This window comes from Gordonia sp. NPDC003950 (assembly GCF_053605205.1).
Window position 1 is genome coordinate 145,433 of the sequence record NZ_JBSGIT010000001.1, and the last position, 16,226, is coordinate 161,658.

Sequence of the window (16,226 nt, forward strand, 5' to 3'; positions counted from 1 at the left end):
TGACCGAGCGTCGATGTCGCTGCGTGATGTGGTGGCCTCGGCGTCGGGCGAACTGCCCGACGATGCGCTGATCTTCGCCGACGCCGGCAACATCGGCGCCACCGTCGTCCACCACCTCACACTGCGGGCGCAGCAGCGTTTCGGTGTCGCACTCGGCATGGGTGGCATGGGTCATGCGATCGCCGCCGCCATCGGCGTCGCCGTCGCCGAGGCGGCGGGTTCGCGACGACGCTGCGTCGCGTTCGCCGGTGATGGGGCGTTCTTCATGCACGGCATGGAGTTTCATACCGCCGTCGAACACGGTGCACCGGTGACATTGATCGTCGCCAACAACGACGCACACGGTATGTGCGTCACCCGAGAGGGATTGTTTTTCCCGAACACCATCAGCAGCAATAGATTTCGTCACACCGACATCGGCTCCGGCCTCGCCGCGATGTTCAACGGAATCGATGTCCGATGCCCCACCGACCCCGGCGAGCTGCGAGTGGACTGTAAGCAACTGTTCGCCGCCGATGGGCCCAACTGCCTTGTTGTCGAGACCGATTGCGATGAGGTACCTCCGTTTCTCCCCTTCCTCCCGAAAGGTCCGTGATGACCGCAACCCTTCCCGCCCTGTCCGATCTGGGCGCACGAGCCACCGACCTGGACGGCCTCACCCGAATCGAATCCCACCCACGCGAGGTGGCCACCCCTGTCATCCTCGAGCGACTGCGGTCGGTGTACCCGCACGACACGGTCTACGGGCAGTTCTGTCCCGTTCAGGGTTACGTCGACGCTCCACCACGCGAACTCTACGAATGGCTCGCCGACACCCGATCCCTGGAGGAATGGACATACAGCCTGCGTGGCTTCGCCGAGACCGACGAGCCCGGGCTATGGGTCGCCCAGGATCGCCTCGGAGACGCCACCGACATCTACACGCGCACCGTTGCCAATCCCGACGCGATGACCGTCGACTATCACTGCGCCTGGGATCAAGGGACGCACCTGTGGATGATCTACCTCATGCGGGTCGTCGACGCTCAGGTCGTGCTCAACCGTCCCGGATCGGTTGTGCTGTGGAACAACTGCCACCACCCGTTCTATGACGAGAACCCTTATCCGGAAACAGCTCCCGCGTCACGACCGGTCTGGGTGGGCGACTTCTGGGACATGTTCTCTGCCGGCCATCAGCTCGAACTCGACAACCTCACCGCCCTCGCCGAATACCGGCACAACCACGGACTGCCCCTCACCCCCGATTGGATGCGATCATGATGCCGACCTCCATCTCGTCCGTTGTCATGCTGCACGATGTGGCCGGGTACTTGCCCGAGAACCGGGTGCCGGCAGAGTATTTCGCCGAGTTCGCCGAAGGCGACTCCCTCGCCCACAACGTGATGTTCGCCGCGCCCGCGTTCCGCCATCACGCCGCCCGGGATGAGACATCTGCGGATATGATGCTCTCCGCAGCACGCGTTCTCACCGATCGCCACGGGGTCGATCACCTCGACGACGTCACCATCGTCCTGACCCACAGTCAGCTCCCCGAGGTCCCCGTCCGTGGCTGCGGTGGCGAAGTGGCCCACCGTCTGGGCATTCGCCCGCATACCGTCCTCGATGTGCACAATGGCGGTTGTGCGGCCTTCGTGCACATGCTCGACCTCGCCGGCGCACTGTTGACGGCGGCCGGGGGCGGAAAAGCGTTGCTGGCGTTGGCACAGAACAGCGCATCGCAGATATTCACCCAGGAGCAGGTGCGCGGTACCGCGCAGGCCGCCATCCCGGGTGACGGCGCGGCAGCCGCAGTGGTCTCACTCGACGGCGGTGGTTCACCGGTACTCGCCACCATGTGCCATTCGTATGGCGCCTACGCGGGTGACATGACCTCGGTCGCCCACCCCGAGCGCAAGTACTGGGAGGCCGGTGAAGGCCAGATACACATCGGATTCACCGAGGCCAAGATCGCCAAGGTGCTCGCCCGCGGAAACCGGATGGTGCCGGAGGTGGCGATCGAGGTGGCCGACCTGATCGGTATCGATCCGCCGCAGCTGGATTGGCTGATCACCAATCAGCCGAACCGGATCTTCCTGCGCAATTGGCGTGAGGCGATGGAGCTTCCGGCGCAGCGACACCCCGATACCTTTGACGAGTGCGGAAATCTCTTCGCGGTGGGGATCCCGATCACCCTGGACACCGCGATCACCGACGGCCGGATCCGCGACGGTGATGTGGTGATGATGTCGGCCTTCGCCCACGCCGGCGACTTCGCCGGTGCGGCGGCCATCCGATTCGGGGGCCGGCCATGACCGCGGCCGAACTCCCGGCGCCGGTATCCCGTCGAGCGCGCCCGCCCGCGGGCCTGGACCTGAACGAGTCGTGCTATCCCCCGCTTCCGGCCGTTGCCGCGGTGCTGCGGGACGAGTGCGCCATCGCACATCGCTACCCGGAGTTCTTTCCGGATTCGACGAGGCGGCAGGTCGCCGGTCACCTGGCGGTGCGTCCCGAGCAGGTGGTCATAGGCGCCGGCGCTACCGGCGTCGCCGGCATGTGTTTCGCCTTGGCGCGCGCAGCGATCGATCAACCTGGGCCGCAACCCGTGTCGGTGGTGTCGGCATCACCCACGTTCGACGGCTATCCCATCGTCGCCGAGATGTCCGGGCTGCGGTTCGTCGGGGTCGCGCTTCGGCGCGGCGCCGTCGACCTGGAATCGATGGCTCGCGCGGTGGGGCCGGACACCGGTGTCGTGGTGGTGTGTTCGCCGCATAATCCCACCGGTTCGGTGCTCGACGTATCCGCGATCACCGAATTCGTGGCGGCCCTCCCGCCACATGTGATCGCGATCCTGGACGAGGCCTACATCGAATTCAGTGAGCATCCGACCGATCCGGCATACCTGGTCGACCGGCATCCGAACCTGGTGGTGATACGTACCTTCTCCAAGGCCTACGGACTGGCCGGGCTCCGTGTGGGTTACGGGGTGGCGCAGGCCGATCTGGCCCGCCGGCTGCGCGCATTCGAGGTACCGTTCGGCATCTGCGCTCCCGCGATCGCTGCAGTGCCGGTGGCCCTCGCCGCGCAACGGGAACTGATGCAACGGGTTTGGGCCATGCGCACCGAACGCCAGATCCTCGCACGGCGTCTGCGTCGATACGGCGCCCGACCACTGCACAGCGACGCGAACTTCCTTTTCGTCCCCGGCCGAGAGGGTGTGGCGTTGGGTTCACTTCTGATCACCAGCGGCATACCGGTCAAGGTGTGCGGCGCTCACGGCGTACGCATCACTGTCGGCAGTCGCGCCGACACCGACAGGATCGTCGCAGCACTTCGAGGACTCACCGCTGCGGTCTGATGCAGCGCATCGCACAAGCCGACCAGCCCGCATCACGACCATCGATCCCACCGACATCTCCTGCGGTTGAGAACAGTGCCGAACCACCTGTGACGTGGTCACGGGCGGATCCCCTAGCCCTCGGTTTCGTAAAGTCGTTGTCCTGCTACGGTTTTGGTTCGCGCCGTCGCAACAGGTAGGCGACCCCTCCGACCACAGCGACGGCCGCGCCACCGATCACGGAATCAATCGGCAGCACCGCCGCCAACATGATGCATCCGATGAACCCCACAACCGGGACGATCCTCGGTGGCCGATTCTCCGACCGCGAGAGCGTCCACGCCGACGCATTGGCGAGGGCGTAATAAAGCAACACGCCGAATGACGAAAAACCAATGGCGGTACGAACATCGGCGGCCGCCGCGACCACCGCGACCACCGCACCCACCACGATCTCGGCACGATGCGGAATGTGTCGCCGCGGATGCACCGCGGCCAGGGTCCGGGGTAGGTGGCCGTTGCGCGCCATGGCCAGAACGGTTCGCGAAATCCCCAGGATCATCGCCACCAACGCGCCGATCGCGGCCACCGCGGCGGCGACTCGCACCACCGGTTCCATCCAGGCGATTCCCGCCGTGCGGACGAGGGCCACCAACGGTGCTGACTCGTGCGCCAATGTCTGCGGACCGAGCACCGCGACAGCGGTCACCGCCACGGCGGCGTAGACGGCGAGGGTGATGCCGAGAGCACCGAGGATCGCACGCGGAATGGCCCGGGTAGGGTCACGCACCTCCTCCCCGAGAGTGGCGATCCGCGCATATCCCGCGAACGCGAAGAACAGAATCGCGGCCGCCTGCAACACCCCGAGCACTCCGACGTCCGAGCCGATCGCCAGGCTGCCGGGGTCCGCCGATCCCGAACCCACAGACGTGACGATGACGAGGGTGAGCACGGCCAGGGTGAACGCGACGATCAGCCGGCTCGCCCACGCCGACTTCTGCACTCCCAGATAGTTGAGGGCGGTGATGGCAACGACGGTGGCGGCCGCGACCGCATGGGCCTGCCCGGGCCAGAGGTAGACCCCGACCGTCAGGGCCATCGCCGCACCCGAGGCGGTCTTGCCCACCACGAACATCCATCCGGCCTGGTATCCCCAGAAGTCGCCGAGCCGCTCCCGGCCGTACACATAGGTCCCGCCCGATGTCGGGTGGCGGGCCGCGAGCCGCGCCGACGAGGTGGCGTTGCAGTAGGCGACGAGCGCGGCGACCACCAGTCCGATGAGCAGACCCGACCCTGCCGCGGCGGCCGCCGGCGCGAGGGCGACGAAGATCCCGGCGCCGATCATCGAACCGAGGCCGATGACGATTGCGTCCCCGACGCCGAGTTCTCGGCGAAGGCGGGCGGGAGGAGTCGGCGGGGGTGACGACACAGCCGTCATCCTAGATCGACGGCACGGGGACGACCGTTCAGTCCTCCGCCGCGAGAATCGCGTCGAGAAGTCCGGGTATCCGCTCGTCGATCACGTCGCGTCGCAGGCTACTCATGATCGAGGTGCCCTGGTACTCCTGGCTGATGATCCCGGCTTCCCTCAGCACCCGGAAGTGATGGGTCTGGGTGGACTTGCCCACCGGTAACGCAAAGCAACTGCAACTCTGTGCATCGCGGTTGGTCATCAACTGCCGCACGATCTTTCGGCGGACCGGATCGGCCAGCGCACGGAGCACGTCGTCGATGGTGACGTCGGCGGCGTCCGGGTGGTCGAGAACCCTCACCCACTTCCCCTTTCCGGCACTGTTCGTGGCGCTTCGCCGTACTCTACTACGCCACCCCTGGTAATACGACGAATACCGTAGTACGTTGTTTATCGTAGTACGACACCCATCAAATCTCGGAGGTATGCGATGAAGGTTCTCCTCACCGGCGCCAGTGGCTACATCGGCTCCGCGGTCCTCAACGAACTGATCGCCGACGGGCACGACGTGCTCGCCCCGGTCCGCAGCGAACGGTCGTCCGACGTGGTGGCGACCGCCGGCGGCGAACCGGTCATCGGCGACGTCACCGACACCACCTGGCTCGCCGAACAACTGTCGGCGTCCGACGCCGCCATCCACACCGCCGCGCCCGGCGATGCCACCAGCGCCGCATTCGACGGGGCGATCACCGACGCGGTGATCGCCGCCTTCTCCGGCACCGCCAAGCCGTACCTGCACACCTCCGGCGTGTGGATCCACGGAAATGGTGACGCGCTCACCGAAACCAGTCCCCTCGACCCGCCGACACTGGTCTCGTGGCGTCCCGCAGTGGAGTCACGCCTACTGAGTTCGGCTGTGGCGGTGTCCCTCCCGGCACCGGCAGTCGTCGTCGGCCAGGGCAAGGGCATCACCGGCCTGCTTCGTCCGCAACCCCCCGGCGAGCATGAGGTGAGGCTGATCGGCGACGGGACCCAGCACTGGACCCTGGTGCACGTCGATGATCTGGCCCGGCTCTACATCACCCTGCTGGCGCTTGATTCTCCGGCGGGCCACGTCCTCGGGGTATCCGGAACCAACCCGACCGTTCGTGACATCGCAACCGTGCAGAGCGCCGGGGCCGAACTGGTACCCGAAGGTGCCGACGACACCGCCGGGCGCCTCGGCGGGCTGTTCGCCGAGGCACTGTTGCTCGATCAACAGGCCGGCGGCGAGAAGGCGCGGTCGCTCGGATGGACACCCAAGAACACCTCGCTGGAGGATCTCGTTCTCGGCTGATCAGCGGACGCCGTTCCCAGGAACCCGACATCGTGATGCCAGTGTGCGCCCAGCGGTCGCTCGCATCCTGAGTACATGCGACTGGTCATGGGAATTGCACTGCACGACGATCACCTCGTCGTCGCCGCCGGCACTGCCGCGGACATCGCAGGGGCGAACCCCCGGCCGCCGCACCTGACCACCCGCCCCGCGCAACTGTGGTGGCCCGCGGGCGCGACACCGCGACTGCCGCGGACGACGGACCATCCAGGCGATCTCTTCGGCCACTATCTCGATCGCCTCACCGAGGTCACACCGATCCGTACCGCCGCCCGGCAGAACCGTCCGGCCCATCAACTGGTGGTCGCCACCGTGGCCCTGGCGATCGAGCAGGCCGAACGCGCCGGTGGCGGGCATGTGGGTGCGGTGACGATCGCCCATCCCGCATCCTGGTCGCCCGAACAGATCGGTACGTTGCGTCGGGCGGTCGGGATCAGCCGGTTGTCTCGAACCCGCAGCATCACCGTCGTCTCCGAACGCCTGGCCATCTCGCGGTGCATCCGCTGGTCGGGGCATATGGGCATCACGGGTTCGGTGGCCGACCACCCCGTCTTCGTGAGCGCGTGGGGTGCGGCGATGCTGGCCGCCACCACCGTCTGCCGATTGCCGGCACCACGCCCGTCGGCGGCGAGAACCTTGCCACGCGCCCCGCATCGCACCGGACGCCCCACCACTCACCCGATTCCCCGCACCCTCGCGAGCGCGACGTCCTCGCGCACGGCGGTGTCGGCGACAGCACCACGACCGCATGTGGGCACCCGGGATCGCTGGAAGTCCCAGTGCCAACACTGATCTGCGGCTCGGCCTGACGTGCCGCTCGGCGCCGATCTGCAACTCGGCGACGTCACACCGACATCGGTGTTGGCGGGATCGCTGTAGAGTCCGGTCCCGGTATGACAGAGTGGATCGCGATGGCCACCCCACGACTCGTTCCGCCGATCACCGCCGGCTCCGCGGACCTGACGTCATTGCGCTCGGAGGTGCGGGAGTTCCTCTCGCACAACCGAACCGGTGATGCTCCCACGAATGTGGACAGTTGGCTCACCGGCTGGGATGAGGATTTCACCCGGCGCCTGGCCGAACGCGGATGGCTCGGGATGACGGTGCCCGTCTCCTACGGCGGTCACGGGCGTGGACATCTCGAACGCTTTGTCGTGACCGAGGAGTTACTGGCCGCGGGTGCACCGGTCGCCGCGCACTGGATCGCTGATCGACAGATCGTGCCGTCGTTGCTCAAGTACGGTACCGAGGACCAGAAGCGACACTTCCTGCCACGCATCGCGGCCGGACAGTGCTTCTTCGGGATCGGGATGAGTGAACCGGATTCCGGATCGGACCTGGCGAGTGTCCGGACATCGGCGACCCGCGTCGACGGCGGATGGTCGGTGACCGGGACCAAGGTCTGGACGTCGGGAGCGCACCGTGCCGATGCGTTCATCTGCCTGGCCCGCACCGCACCTGTCGACCCGGCCGACCGGCATGCGGGCCTGTCGCAGTTCATCGTCGATCTGCGCGCCGACGGCGTCGAGATCCGCCCCATCCGGTCGATGACCGGCGCGCACCACTTCAACGAGGTCCACCTCGACTCCGTGATCATTCCCGACGCGATGGTGTTCGGGACGATCGGCGCGGGCTGGACACAGGTGACCTCCGAGTTGGCCTTCGAACGCAGTGGTCCCGAACGATTCCTGTCGACGTTCCCACTCCTGGCCGAATGCACCGACGCCATGGGCACCGGCGAGTTACCCGCCGACGCCGAGGTGGGTCGGTACGTCGCGCGAGTGACCGCGCTGCATCTGATGTCGAGTGCCGTGGCCGATGCACTCACTCGCGGTGAACCCGCCGACACCGCGGCTGCCGTGGTGAAGGTTCTCGGCACCACCACCGAGGGCGACATCGCCGACTTCGCCGATGTGTCGACCGGCGACGATGACCCGCCCGACCACCTCCATGCACTCACCGACGCGGCCGTTGCCCAGCGCCCCGGGTTCACGTTGCGCGGTGGCACCAACGAAATCCTGCGGGGCGTCATCGCACGCGGCCTGGGCCTGCGATGACCGCCCCGGGAACCGTCGACGCCGCCCTGGCCGAGATGATGTCGGCGGTGTTCGCCGACCACGCGCAGCGGCGCGGTGCCACCGCCGACGTGGGCTGGGACAGTGCGTTGTGGCGTCGACTCGATGAACTCGGTCTGGCACGGCTGACCGGGAGCGACGACTCCGGTGGCAGCGGCGCAGGCTGGGCCGAGGCCGCAGAACTGTTGAGAAGCGCAGCACGGCATGCTGTTTCGGTACCGCTGGTTGAGCACGACCTGCTCGCCGGGTGGGTGTTGGAAACGGCCGGACTCGACGTCGGGGCGCACCGTCGGACAGCGTGCGTCGTCGACGCATGCGGCGTGGCCCACGGTGTCGGATGGGCAGGCGAGGCGCAACGCATCGCGGTCATCTGGCAGTCCGGCGACGGGCTGCGGGCGGCCGACATTCCCACCGAATCGGCACGGATCACCCCCGGCCGCAACGTCGCCGGCGAGCCCCGCGACACCGTGCAGGTCGACCTCGGCACCCTCTCCGGTGCCGTCGTCGACGACGGCCTGCTCCAGACGTTCCGGCTCCGCGGCGCGCTCGCCCGGTCGGTGCAGATCTGCGCCGCCACCGAACGCATCCTCGAGTTGTCCATCGACCACGTATCGACGCGAAGCCAGTTCGGTCGTCCGCTGGCACGGTTTCAGGCCGTTGCGCACCTCGTCGCGGACATCGCGATCCAGGTATCGGCCGCGCGGGCGGCCACCGAGGCAGCGCTGAGGGTCGCGGCGGACGACGCCTGGACCGATCCCCGATCGGAATTCCTTGTCGCCGTGTCCCGTTCGTGTGTGAGTCAGGCCGTCTCGGTGGTCGTCCGCAATGCGCATCAGGTGCACGGCGCCATCGGCACCACCGCAGAGCATCCGCTGCACAGGTACTCGTTACCCGCGATGGCCTGGCGGTCGGAGTTCGGTTCACCCCGCTTCTGGGATCAGGTGGTCACCGATCACGCCCTGCGAGCCGGCCGTACGGGCCTGTGGCCCTTGATCACCGGCTGAGCCGGGAGCCCTTGCCGTGTGCATGTGATCGTCGTGTGCATGTGGTATTCCCACCGAGAGAAAGGCACCCAGTCATGGGACCCCAACTGAACATCGAGATCTCTGACGCGATCGCGACCTGGACGATCGACAAGCCCGAGGTGGGCAACGCGATCACCGACATCGAGTTCGTCGAGGCCTTCGAGTCGGCCGTGGACGCCGCCAACGCCGACCTGGACGTCCGCGCCATCATCCTGACCGGGGCGGGCAAGATATTCTCCGCCGGCGGCAACGTGAAGGAGATGGCCGATCGGACCGGGATGTTCGGGTTGGACGAGCGTGAGCAGCGTCGCGCCTACGTCGCCGGTATCCAACGCCTGCCGCGAGCGTTGGCACGCCTGGAAGTGCCGATCATCGCCGCCGTCAACGGGGCTGCGGTCGGCGCCGGATGCGACCTGGCGATGATGTGCGACATCCGGATAGCGTCCGAACGCGCCTCCTTCGCCGAGAGTTTCGTGCAGGTCGGCCTCATCCCCGGCGACGGTGGCACCTGGTTCCTGCCGCGGGCGATCGGCTACGAGCGTGCCGCCGAGATGACCTTCACCGGCGATCGGGTCGACGCCGCGACGGCCGCCGACTGGGGCATGGTCAGTCGGGTCGTGGGCCACGACGCGCTGCTCGAGGAGGCGCGCGCCCTCGCCGCCCGCATCACCAAGAATCCGCCCGAGGCCTTGCGGATGGCCAAGCGGCTGCTCCTGGAATCACGCACCAGCCCACTGGAATCCGTACTCGGCATGGCCGCGGCGATGCAGCCGCTGGCACATCTGTCGCCGGAGCACGCCGAGCGCGTCGCACGATGGAAGACCACCTGATCACGCTCGGAACGCCCTGATCGACACGCCCCGATGGGTCAGACAGTACCCTTCCGCCGAGTAACCATTGACATTATCAATCATTGTCTTTTATGGTGATGTACGCAACACTCGGTCTTCGAGAGGGAAACGATGCACAACCAGGGCGTGGGCACATGGCCACAGCGGACGGCACGGCAGTCACCGGACAGCGTCGCCATCGTCTTCCGTGATCGGGAGACCAGCTACGCCGACCTCGACGAGCGGATCACCCGCCTCGCCCATGCGTTGGAAGACCTCGGGGTCCGACGAGGTGACCGTGTCGCACTGCTGTCGGCCAACCATCCGTCCTACCTCGAGGCGTTGTTCGCAACCGGACTGCTCGGCGCGATCCTCGTACCCCTCAACGCGCGCCTGACGACTCCCGAGGTGTCCTACGCGCTCACCGACTCCGGCGTCCGCGTGCTCATCCACTCCGCCGCACTCGCCGACTTCGCGATCCCCGCGTCGAGGGAGCCTGGAACCGACACCCGGATGGTGGTCGACGGCGAACCCGATGGCGGCGCAATCGGTTACGAGTCGGCGATCTCCGCTGCGAGTGACGCGCGCATCGACCGTGCCGTCGCCCTCGAGGATCCGTGCTTCATCATGTACACCTCGGGAACGACCGGGAAGCCCAAGGGTGTGGTCCTCACGCATGGTTCGGTGACCTTCGCGGCGATGAACCCGATCATCGATCTCGATCTGCGCAACGACGAGGTCTCCCTGGTGGTCGCACCCCTCTTCCACACTGCCGCACTGAATTTCATCTCACTGCCGACAGTCCTCAAGGGTGGCACCGTGGTGATCGAGGAGGGATTCGAACCCGGTCGGGTGCTGCGGGTGATCGCCGAGCGCAAGGTCACCTACTGCTTCGGCGTGCCGACCATGCTCGATGCGATGAGCGCACATCCGGGCTTCGCCGCCGCCGAGTTGGGTTCCATCCGTCGCTGGATCGTGGCCGCCGCACCCGTGCCGCCGCGCACCCTGAACACCTACACCGCACGGGGCGTCGCCCTGTGCCAGGCGTACGGACTCACCGAGACAGGTCCGGGGGCACTCGTCCTGACGCCGTCGAACACCGCTCGCAAGCTCGGAAGTGCCGGACTTCCACACTTTTTCGCCGATGTGCGGGTCGTCGACGCCAACGACGACGAGACCGCCCCGGCGAGCGCGGCGAGATCCAGATCCACGGGCCCAATGTGATGGCCGGCTACTGGAACCGACCGGACGCGTCCGCCGCTTCCTTCACCGACGACGGCTGGTTCCGATCCGGTGACGTCGGCATCCGCGACGACGAGGGATTCATCACGATCGTCGACCGACTCAAGGACATGATCATCTCCGGCGGAGAGAACATCTATCCGGCCGAGATCGAGGCCGTCATTCTCTCGATGCCCGGCGTCGCGGCCTGCGGGGTGTTCGGGGTCCCACACGAGAAGTGGGGCGAGGTCGGCTGCGCCGCAATCACTCTGGAGGACGGATACGCGCTCACCTATGAGCGGCTTGAGGCCTACCTGATCGAGCGACTGGCTCGCTACAAGATCCCCAAGTCGATGGTGCTGCTCGACGAGATCCCCCGCAACGCCACCGGGAAGATCCGCAAGGATCGCCTACGTGCCCGGTACGCCAGCCCAGATGTCGTGCATCCGTGAGACCCTCATCGCCGGATGGCACTCTCGTCGAAGGTGACGCGGCGCAATACCATTCGGACCGTCTCGAGCGTGTCCGGGTCGACGTCGCCGAGGTGCTCGGCCACCACATCCGCACCGCGCTCACGCGCCTGTGCACACAGCGCCACCCCGGCGTCGGTGGCGACGATGAGCTTGTTGCGCCGGTCGGTCGGGTCGGTCGTGCGCTGTACCAGCTCACGGCCCTCGAGTTCGTCGACGAGGGCCACGATCTGGCTCGGATCGAGCCCGACGTCGTTGGCCAGCCGTCGCTGGGCAATGCCCCCGGGCTGGTCGCAGACCGCGGCCAGGACGCTGTAGGCCCGCACCTTCAGGCCGAGCGGGGCGAGAACACGATTGGTCGCCTTGGTCAGTACCGCGTTCGCGCGGGCGACCAGAAACCCGAGGTCGTCGTCGAGTCGTCGTGGTGATGTCATCGGCCCTCCTCCTGGAGGCACCCTATCACCCGCGCAATCATTTACTTTTTAAACGATTGACGCTTCAATTCAATTACTGGTTCCGACGCCTGAGGAGGCATCACATGGATCTCACCGGAAAAGTCGCCGTCGTCACCGGCAGCGGACAGGGACTCGGCCTCGCCTACGCCCGCGAACTCGCCCGACGCGGCGCCGCGGTCGTCGTCAACGACGTCTCCGCCGACACCGCCGCATCGGCTGTCTCCGCCATCACCGCCGACGGCGGACGCGCAGTCGCCGTGGTCGCGCCCGTCGGCGGCACCGAGACCGCCCGGCAACTCGTGACGACCGCCGTCGAGCAGTTCGGCCGCCTCGACATCATGGTCACCAACGCCGGCATCCTGCGCGACAAGGTGCTGTGGAAGATGACCGACGACGACTTCGACGCGGTGATCAACGTGCACCTCAAGGGCACCTTCACGTGTGTCCGGGAGGCGGTGAACCGTTTCCGAGAGCAGGGCGAGGGCGGTCGGGTCATCTGCATCGGCTCACCCGCCGGGCAGCGCGGCAACTTCGGGCAGACCAACTATGCGGCCGCGAAGGCCGGAATCGTCGGCATGGTCCGCACCTGGGCGATGGAGCTGAAGAAGGCCGGGATCACCGCCAATGCCGTCTGTCCCGTCGCGGTGACCGCGATGACCAAGACCATCCCCGTGTTCAAGCCGTTCATCGACGAGGCCGAGGAGACCGGTTCGCTTCCCGACGTCATCCGTCGCGAGGTCGGCATGGGTACCCCCGAGGACATCGCGGGTGTCATCGCCTTCCTCGCCTCCGATGCGGCGGCCGACATCACCGGTCAGGCCATCTCCATCGGCGGCGACCGGTTGGCGCTCTGGTCACATCCAGAGCTCACCGAAACCTCCTACCATGATGGCGGATTCAGCGCCGACGACGTTGCCGCGGTGTGGCCCGGCACCTTCGCCAATCATCTCGAGACCGTGGGCGAAGAGTTCCCCGCCGAGGTTCTGGCGGCCGCGAAATGACCCGTACGCGTTACGAGTACGGGATCGACTTCGATGCGATCGATGCGATCGACATCCACACCCACGTCGAGATCGACGGCTGCGGTCACCGTTCCGTCGACGACGAGTTGATGGCGGCGTCGGCGAAGTACTTCAAGTCCGGCGAGGAACGCACCCCCACCATCGAGACGATGGCTGCGCTCTACCGGGAACGCAACATCGCGGCGGTCGTCTTCACCGTCGACGCCACCTCCGCCAGTGGGCATGTGCCCAACAGTGTGGAGGAGATCGCGGAGAAGGCAGCACAATTCAATGACGTGCTCATCCCGTTCGGCTCCGTCGACCCATTGCAGGGCAAGGCCGCGATCAAACGAGTCCATCGGTTGGTCGACGAGTTCGGCGTACGCGGCTTCAAGTTCCATCCGAGCATGCAGGGTTTCGAACCCAACGACCGGCAGTTCTATCCGCTGTACGAGGCGATCGTCGAAGCCGGTGTGCCGGCGTTGTTCCACACCGGTCAGACCGGCATCGGCGCGGGACTGCCCGGCGGACACGGCATCAAGCTGCGTTACTCCGATCCGATGTTGCTCGACGACGTCGCGGCCGACTTCCCCGACCTGACCATCGTGATGGCTCACCCGGCGGTGCCGTGGGTCGATCAGCAGATCTCGATCGCCACCCACAAGGCGAATGTGTACATCGATCTGTCCGGATGGTCACCGAAGTACTTCCCGACACAGTTGGTGCGCGCAGCCAACTCGATGCTGCGCCACAAGGTCCTGTTCGGTTCCGACTTCCCGGTGATCGGGGTCGACCGGTGGCGCAGGGACTTCGAGAACCTCGACATGAAGCCGGAGGTTCTACCGCTGATCTTCAAGGAGAACGCGATGACCGTTCTCGGCATCAAACACTGACACCTTCCCCGGTTCCACAGGAGTATCCGATGACCACCGCAACACCCACCACCACCCACCTGGGCACCCTCGCCGAACTCGACGACCTCGTCGGCACCGTGATCGGCGTCAGCTCATGGCTGCCCGTCGAGCAGGAACGCATCGACACCTTCGCCGACGCCACCGACGATCACCAGTGGATTCACGTCGACCCCGAACGTGCCGCAGCCGAGAGCCCCTTCGGCGGCCCGATCGCCCACGGCTACCTCACCCTGTCGCTGTTCATCCCGATGTGGGCCGAGGTGCTCGTCGTCGACAGCGTCACCATGGCAGTCAACTACGGGCTTAACAACGTTCGCTTCACCAATCCCGTTCCCGCCGGCGCCCGGGTGCGCCTGCAGGCCACCCTCAAGCAGGTCGATCACCTCCCCAAAGGCGGCGTACAGATCACCGTCGACGGCATCATCGAACTCGAGAACAGCGACCGGCCCGCCGTCGTCCTCGAGGGTGTGTACCGGTACTTCGAGGGCTGAGGGTCTGGTTCGACCAGCGCGAGTGAATCTGCTAAGGATGCCCACCGGCGGCCGATCGCGCCGCCGTCACCACCGCGAAGATTCCGCCGCCACCGTCGGTGGCAAAACGCACCATTCCCGCCTCGTCGCACGCCCGAAGCACCTCTGCCACTTCGTGTTCGGCCGTCGGCAACGACATGATCCGACTCTTCCTGCGCGGCATGGACCCTCAGTACGATCCCCGGTTCGGCGCGGCGTTCTATCACGGCGCCTGGAACGCGGGATTCAATCATGCGCAAGCACTTCCGGCGATCACGGTGCTGACGATGCTTCTGCATGCCGACCACTCGTGGACCGACGACGGCACCCTCTTCGGTGCGATGGACCGGAACGACGCCGATCGGGCAATGGGTTTCCTACGCAACGGGATCTACCGGCGCATCGACGCCGAACACGTCATCCACCTGGATACACCCGGGAGGTTCTCTCGGCTGTGCACGAGATCTCCTGCCGACAGCACCAGCAGTAGGGAAAGGGCGGGCGCAGAAAAGATTCCGCGGTCAGGTGATCGTGGTCGACAGACCTCTCGCACGTCCCGCCGAGAGTGTCACCGGCCCGCGCGGAACCTGCTCGGACTGACACCGAAATGCTTGCTGAACGCCCGGGAGAAGTGGGAGACATCCCGGAACCCCAGTTCGGAGGCGATCGCCCCGACGTTGCGGTCGGTGTCGGTGAGCAGTGCCGATGAACGCTCGAATCTCTTGCTGTAGAGCCAGGTTCGGGGTGTCACCCCGATATCGCCGAACAGCTTGTGGACGTAACGCACCGACATCCCCAGCCGGTCGGCGACGTCTGCGAGAGTGATGTCCGGATCGGCGATGTGACGCAGCATCTCCTGCTGCACTGCGCGTAAGTCCTCGGCGTGTGCCCGTTCGGTGGCCGAGACCCCCGGCACCTGGTACGTCAACGCGGCCGACACCACGTCGAGCATCGCCGACGCCACCGCACCAACCGGCCCGGCACCGAGATCGTCGTCGTGGCTCGCCAGGTCGACGAGGATCGACGACGCGATGCGTCCGACGCCGCCGGATGCGTCGACGCGCACCCCGAGGGCGTCGTCGACGAGGCTGCCGATCCGGCCCGCCACCAGTTCACGTGGCACGCGCAGCACCACCTGCTCGAACTCGGTGACCCCGCTGACCACGAACGGCCGCAGCGCGTCGACGACGCCGAACGCGCCGTGGTCGAGGGTGGCGCGTCGGGATCCCTGCGCGATGGTCGCCGTGCCCTTGGTGATCAGGCACAACAGCAGACAGTCGACCGGATCCGACTCGATCATCGCGGGCGTCCGGACCACGGTGTGCGGTTCGGCACGCACCACGCTCAACGCCAGATCACCCACCGGCCGGGCGACGATGTCACCCCCGAACGGCGACGTGAGGCCCGGCCAGTCGACATCCATCTCGCAGAACGTCGAGTCCAGGGTCTCGGCCCAGAGCTCACGGCCCTCCGACGACGCGAGCTCACGGGTCGTCACCGCGACGGCAGTGGACGCTGCGCGGTCGGTGCACTCAGAAGCAACGATCGGTGCACTCTCGGTCATTCTGTGGTCCCACCTCCGCCCATAGTGTTCCAGATCACAGCCATTCCGCCGAGCCCGGCATCG

At 66.6% G+C, this 16,226-nt stretch carries 19 protein-coding genes; 14 read left to right on the forward strand and 5 right to left on the reverse strand.

Annotated elements, in window-relative coordinates:
- Positions 1–13: 13 nt before the first annotated feature.
- From ACWETB_RS00715 to ACWETB_RS00730, 4 genes are read left to right on the forward strand one after another with little or no spacing between them, the layout of a single operon-like run.
- Positions 14–595: a thiamine pyrophosphate-dependent enzyme gene (locus ACWETB_RS00715; RefSeq protein ID WP_452208627.1), complete on the forward strand. Its 582-nt coding sequence runs from the start codon at positions 14–16 to the stop codon at positions 593–595.
- The gene (locus tag ACWETB_RS00720; protein WP_452208629.1) at positions 595–1,260 is read left to right on the forward strand and encodes an SRPBCC family protein; all 666 of its coding nucleotides are present in this window, start codon (positions 595–597) and stop codon (positions 1,258–1,260) included. Before ACWETB_RS00715 ends, ACWETB_RS00720 begins: the two co-directional genes overlap by 1 nt.
- Entirely contained in the window at positions 1,257–2,291 is a 1,035-nt protein-coding gene (locus ACWETB_RS00725; RefSeq protein WP_452208631.1) for a 3-oxoacyl-ACP synthase III family protein, read from the forward strand. The genes ACWETB_RS00720 and ACWETB_RS00725 overlap by 4 nt, the downstream gene beginning before the upstream one ends.
- Positions 2,288–3,334 (forward strand): pyridoxal phosphate-dependent aminotransferase, encoded by a 1,047-nt coding sequence (locus ACWETB_RS00730; RefSeq protein WP_452208633.1) that lies wholly within the window; start codon positions 2,288–2,290, stop codon positions 3,332–3,334. Before ACWETB_RS00725 ends, ACWETB_RS00730 begins: the two co-directional genes overlap by 4 nt.
- 145 nt (positions 3,335–3,479) lie before the next feature.
- On the opposite strand, the gene ACWETB_RS00735 is transcribed toward ACWETB_RS00730, so the two are convergent.
- Both ACWETB_RS00735 and ACWETB_RS00740 read right to left on the reverse strand, forming a co-directional pair.
- On the reverse strand, positions 3,480–4,751 hold the full coding sequence (locus ACWETB_RS00735) for an APC family permease (protein ID WP_452208635.1): 1,272 nt from the start codon (positions 4,749–4,751) through the stop codon (positions 3,480–3,482).
- Between the two features lie 28 nt (positions 4,752–4,779).
- On the reverse strand, positions 4,780–5,085 hold the full coding sequence (locus ACWETB_RS00740; protein ID WP_348805997.1) for an ArsR/SmtB family transcription factor: 306 nt from the start codon (positions 5,083–5,085) through the stop codon (positions 4,780–4,782).
- 129 nt (positions 5,086–5,214) lie between these two features.
- Between ACWETB_RS00740 and ACWETB_RS00745 the strand changes: the two genes are divergently transcribed.
- The 7 genes from ACWETB_RS00745 to ACWETB_RS00775 all read left to right on the forward strand — a co-directional run bounded on the left by ACWETB_RS00745 (position 5,215) and on the right by ACWETB_RS00775 (position 11,702).
- A complete protein-coding gene (locus ACWETB_RS00745; RefSeq protein ID WP_452208637.1) occupies positions 5,215–6,060 on the forward strand; it encodes an NAD-dependent epimerase/dehydratase family protein in 846 nt (281 codons plus the stop codon).
- 75 nt (positions 6,061–6,135) lie between these two features.
- Entirely contained in the window at positions 6,136–6,891 is a 756-nt protein-coding gene (locus tag ACWETB_RS00750; protein WP_452208639.1) for a hypothetical protein, read from the forward strand.
- Positions 6,892–7,010: 119 nt separating this feature from the next.
- Positions 7,011–8,156 (forward strand): acyl-CoA dehydrogenase family protein, encoded by a 1,146-nt coding sequence (locus ACWETB_RS00755; protein WP_452208839.1) that lies wholly within the window; start codon positions 7,011–7,013, stop codon positions 8,154–8,156.
- Entirely contained in the window at positions 8,153–9,178 is a 1,026-nt protein-coding gene (locus ACWETB_RS00760) for an acyl-CoA dehydrogenase family protein (RefSeq protein WP_452208641.1), read from the forward strand. Before ACWETB_RS00755 ends, ACWETB_RS00760 begins: the two co-directional genes overlap by 4 nt.
- A 74-nt stretch (positions 9,179–9,252) precedes the next feature.
- On the forward strand, positions 9,253–10,029 hold the full coding sequence (locus ACWETB_RS00765) for a crotonase/enoyl-CoA hydratase family protein (protein ID WP_452208643.1): 777 nt from the start codon (positions 9,253–9,255) through the stop codon (positions 10,027–10,029).
- A gap of 147 nt (positions 10,030–10,176) precedes the next feature.
- Complete coding sequence (locus ACWETB_RS00770; protein WP_452208645.1) at positions 10,177–11,253, forward strand: AMP-binding protein; 1,077 nt, start codon at positions 10,177–10,179, stop codon at positions 11,251–11,253.
- A complete protein-coding gene (locus ACWETB_RS00775; protein WP_452208647.1) occupies positions 11,253–11,702 on the forward strand; it encodes an AMP-binding enzyme in 450 nt (149 codons plus the stop codon). Before ACWETB_RS00770 ends, ACWETB_RS00775 begins: the two co-directional genes overlap by 1 nt.
- A 5-nt stretch (positions 11,703–11,707) precedes the next feature.
- On the opposite strand, the gene ACWETB_RS00780 is transcribed toward ACWETB_RS00775, so the two are convergent.
- Positions 11,708–12,154 (reverse strand): MarR family winged helix-turn-helix transcriptional regulator, encoded by a 447-nt coding sequence (locus ACWETB_RS00780; protein ID WP_449744486.1) that lies wholly within the window; start codon positions 12,152–12,154, stop codon positions 11,708–11,710.
- A gap of 104 nt (positions 12,155–12,258) precedes the next feature.
- Here ACWETB_RS00780 and ACWETB_RS00785 point away from each other — a divergent pair, with 104 nt between their 5' ends.
- From ACWETB_RS00785 to ACWETB_RS00795, 3 genes are read left to right on the forward strand one after another with little or no spacing between them, the layout of a single operon-like run.
- On the forward strand, positions 12,259–13,176 hold the full coding sequence (locus ACWETB_RS00785; RefSeq protein ID WP_452208650.1) for an SDR family oxidoreductase: 918 nt from the start codon (positions 12,259–12,261) through the stop codon (positions 13,174–13,176).
- Positions 13,173–14,069: a 4-hydroxyphenyl-beta-ketoacyl-CoA hydrolase gene (couO, locus tag ACWETB_RS00790; protein WP_449744488.1), complete on the forward strand. Its 897-nt coding sequence runs from the start codon at positions 13,173–13,175 to the stop codon at positions 14,067–14,069. Before ACWETB_RS00785 ends, couO begins: the two co-directional genes overlap by 4 nt.
- Positions 14,070–14,098: 29 nt before the next feature.
- Positions 14,099–14,581, forward strand: a complete 483-nt coding sequence (locus tag ACWETB_RS00795) for a MaoC family dehydratase (protein WP_452208652.1) — start codon at positions 14,099–14,101, stop codon at positions 14,579–14,581.
- A 31-nt stretch (positions 14,582–14,612) separates the two neighbouring features.
- On the opposite strand, the gene ACWETB_RS00800 is transcribed toward ACWETB_RS00795, so the two are convergent.
- Complete coding sequence (locus ACWETB_RS00800) at positions 14,613–14,759, reverse strand: hypothetical protein (RefSeq protein ID WP_449744490.1); 147 nt, start codon at positions 14,757–14,759, stop codon at positions 14,613–14,615.
- A 408-nt stretch (positions 14,760–15,167) separates the two neighbouring features.
- A complete protein-coding gene (locus tag ACWETB_RS00805; protein WP_449744491.1) occupies positions 15,168–16,163 on the reverse strand; it encodes a helix-turn-helix domain-containing protein in 996 nt (331 codons plus the stop codon).
- Positions 16,164–16,226: the final 63 nt, after the last annotated feature.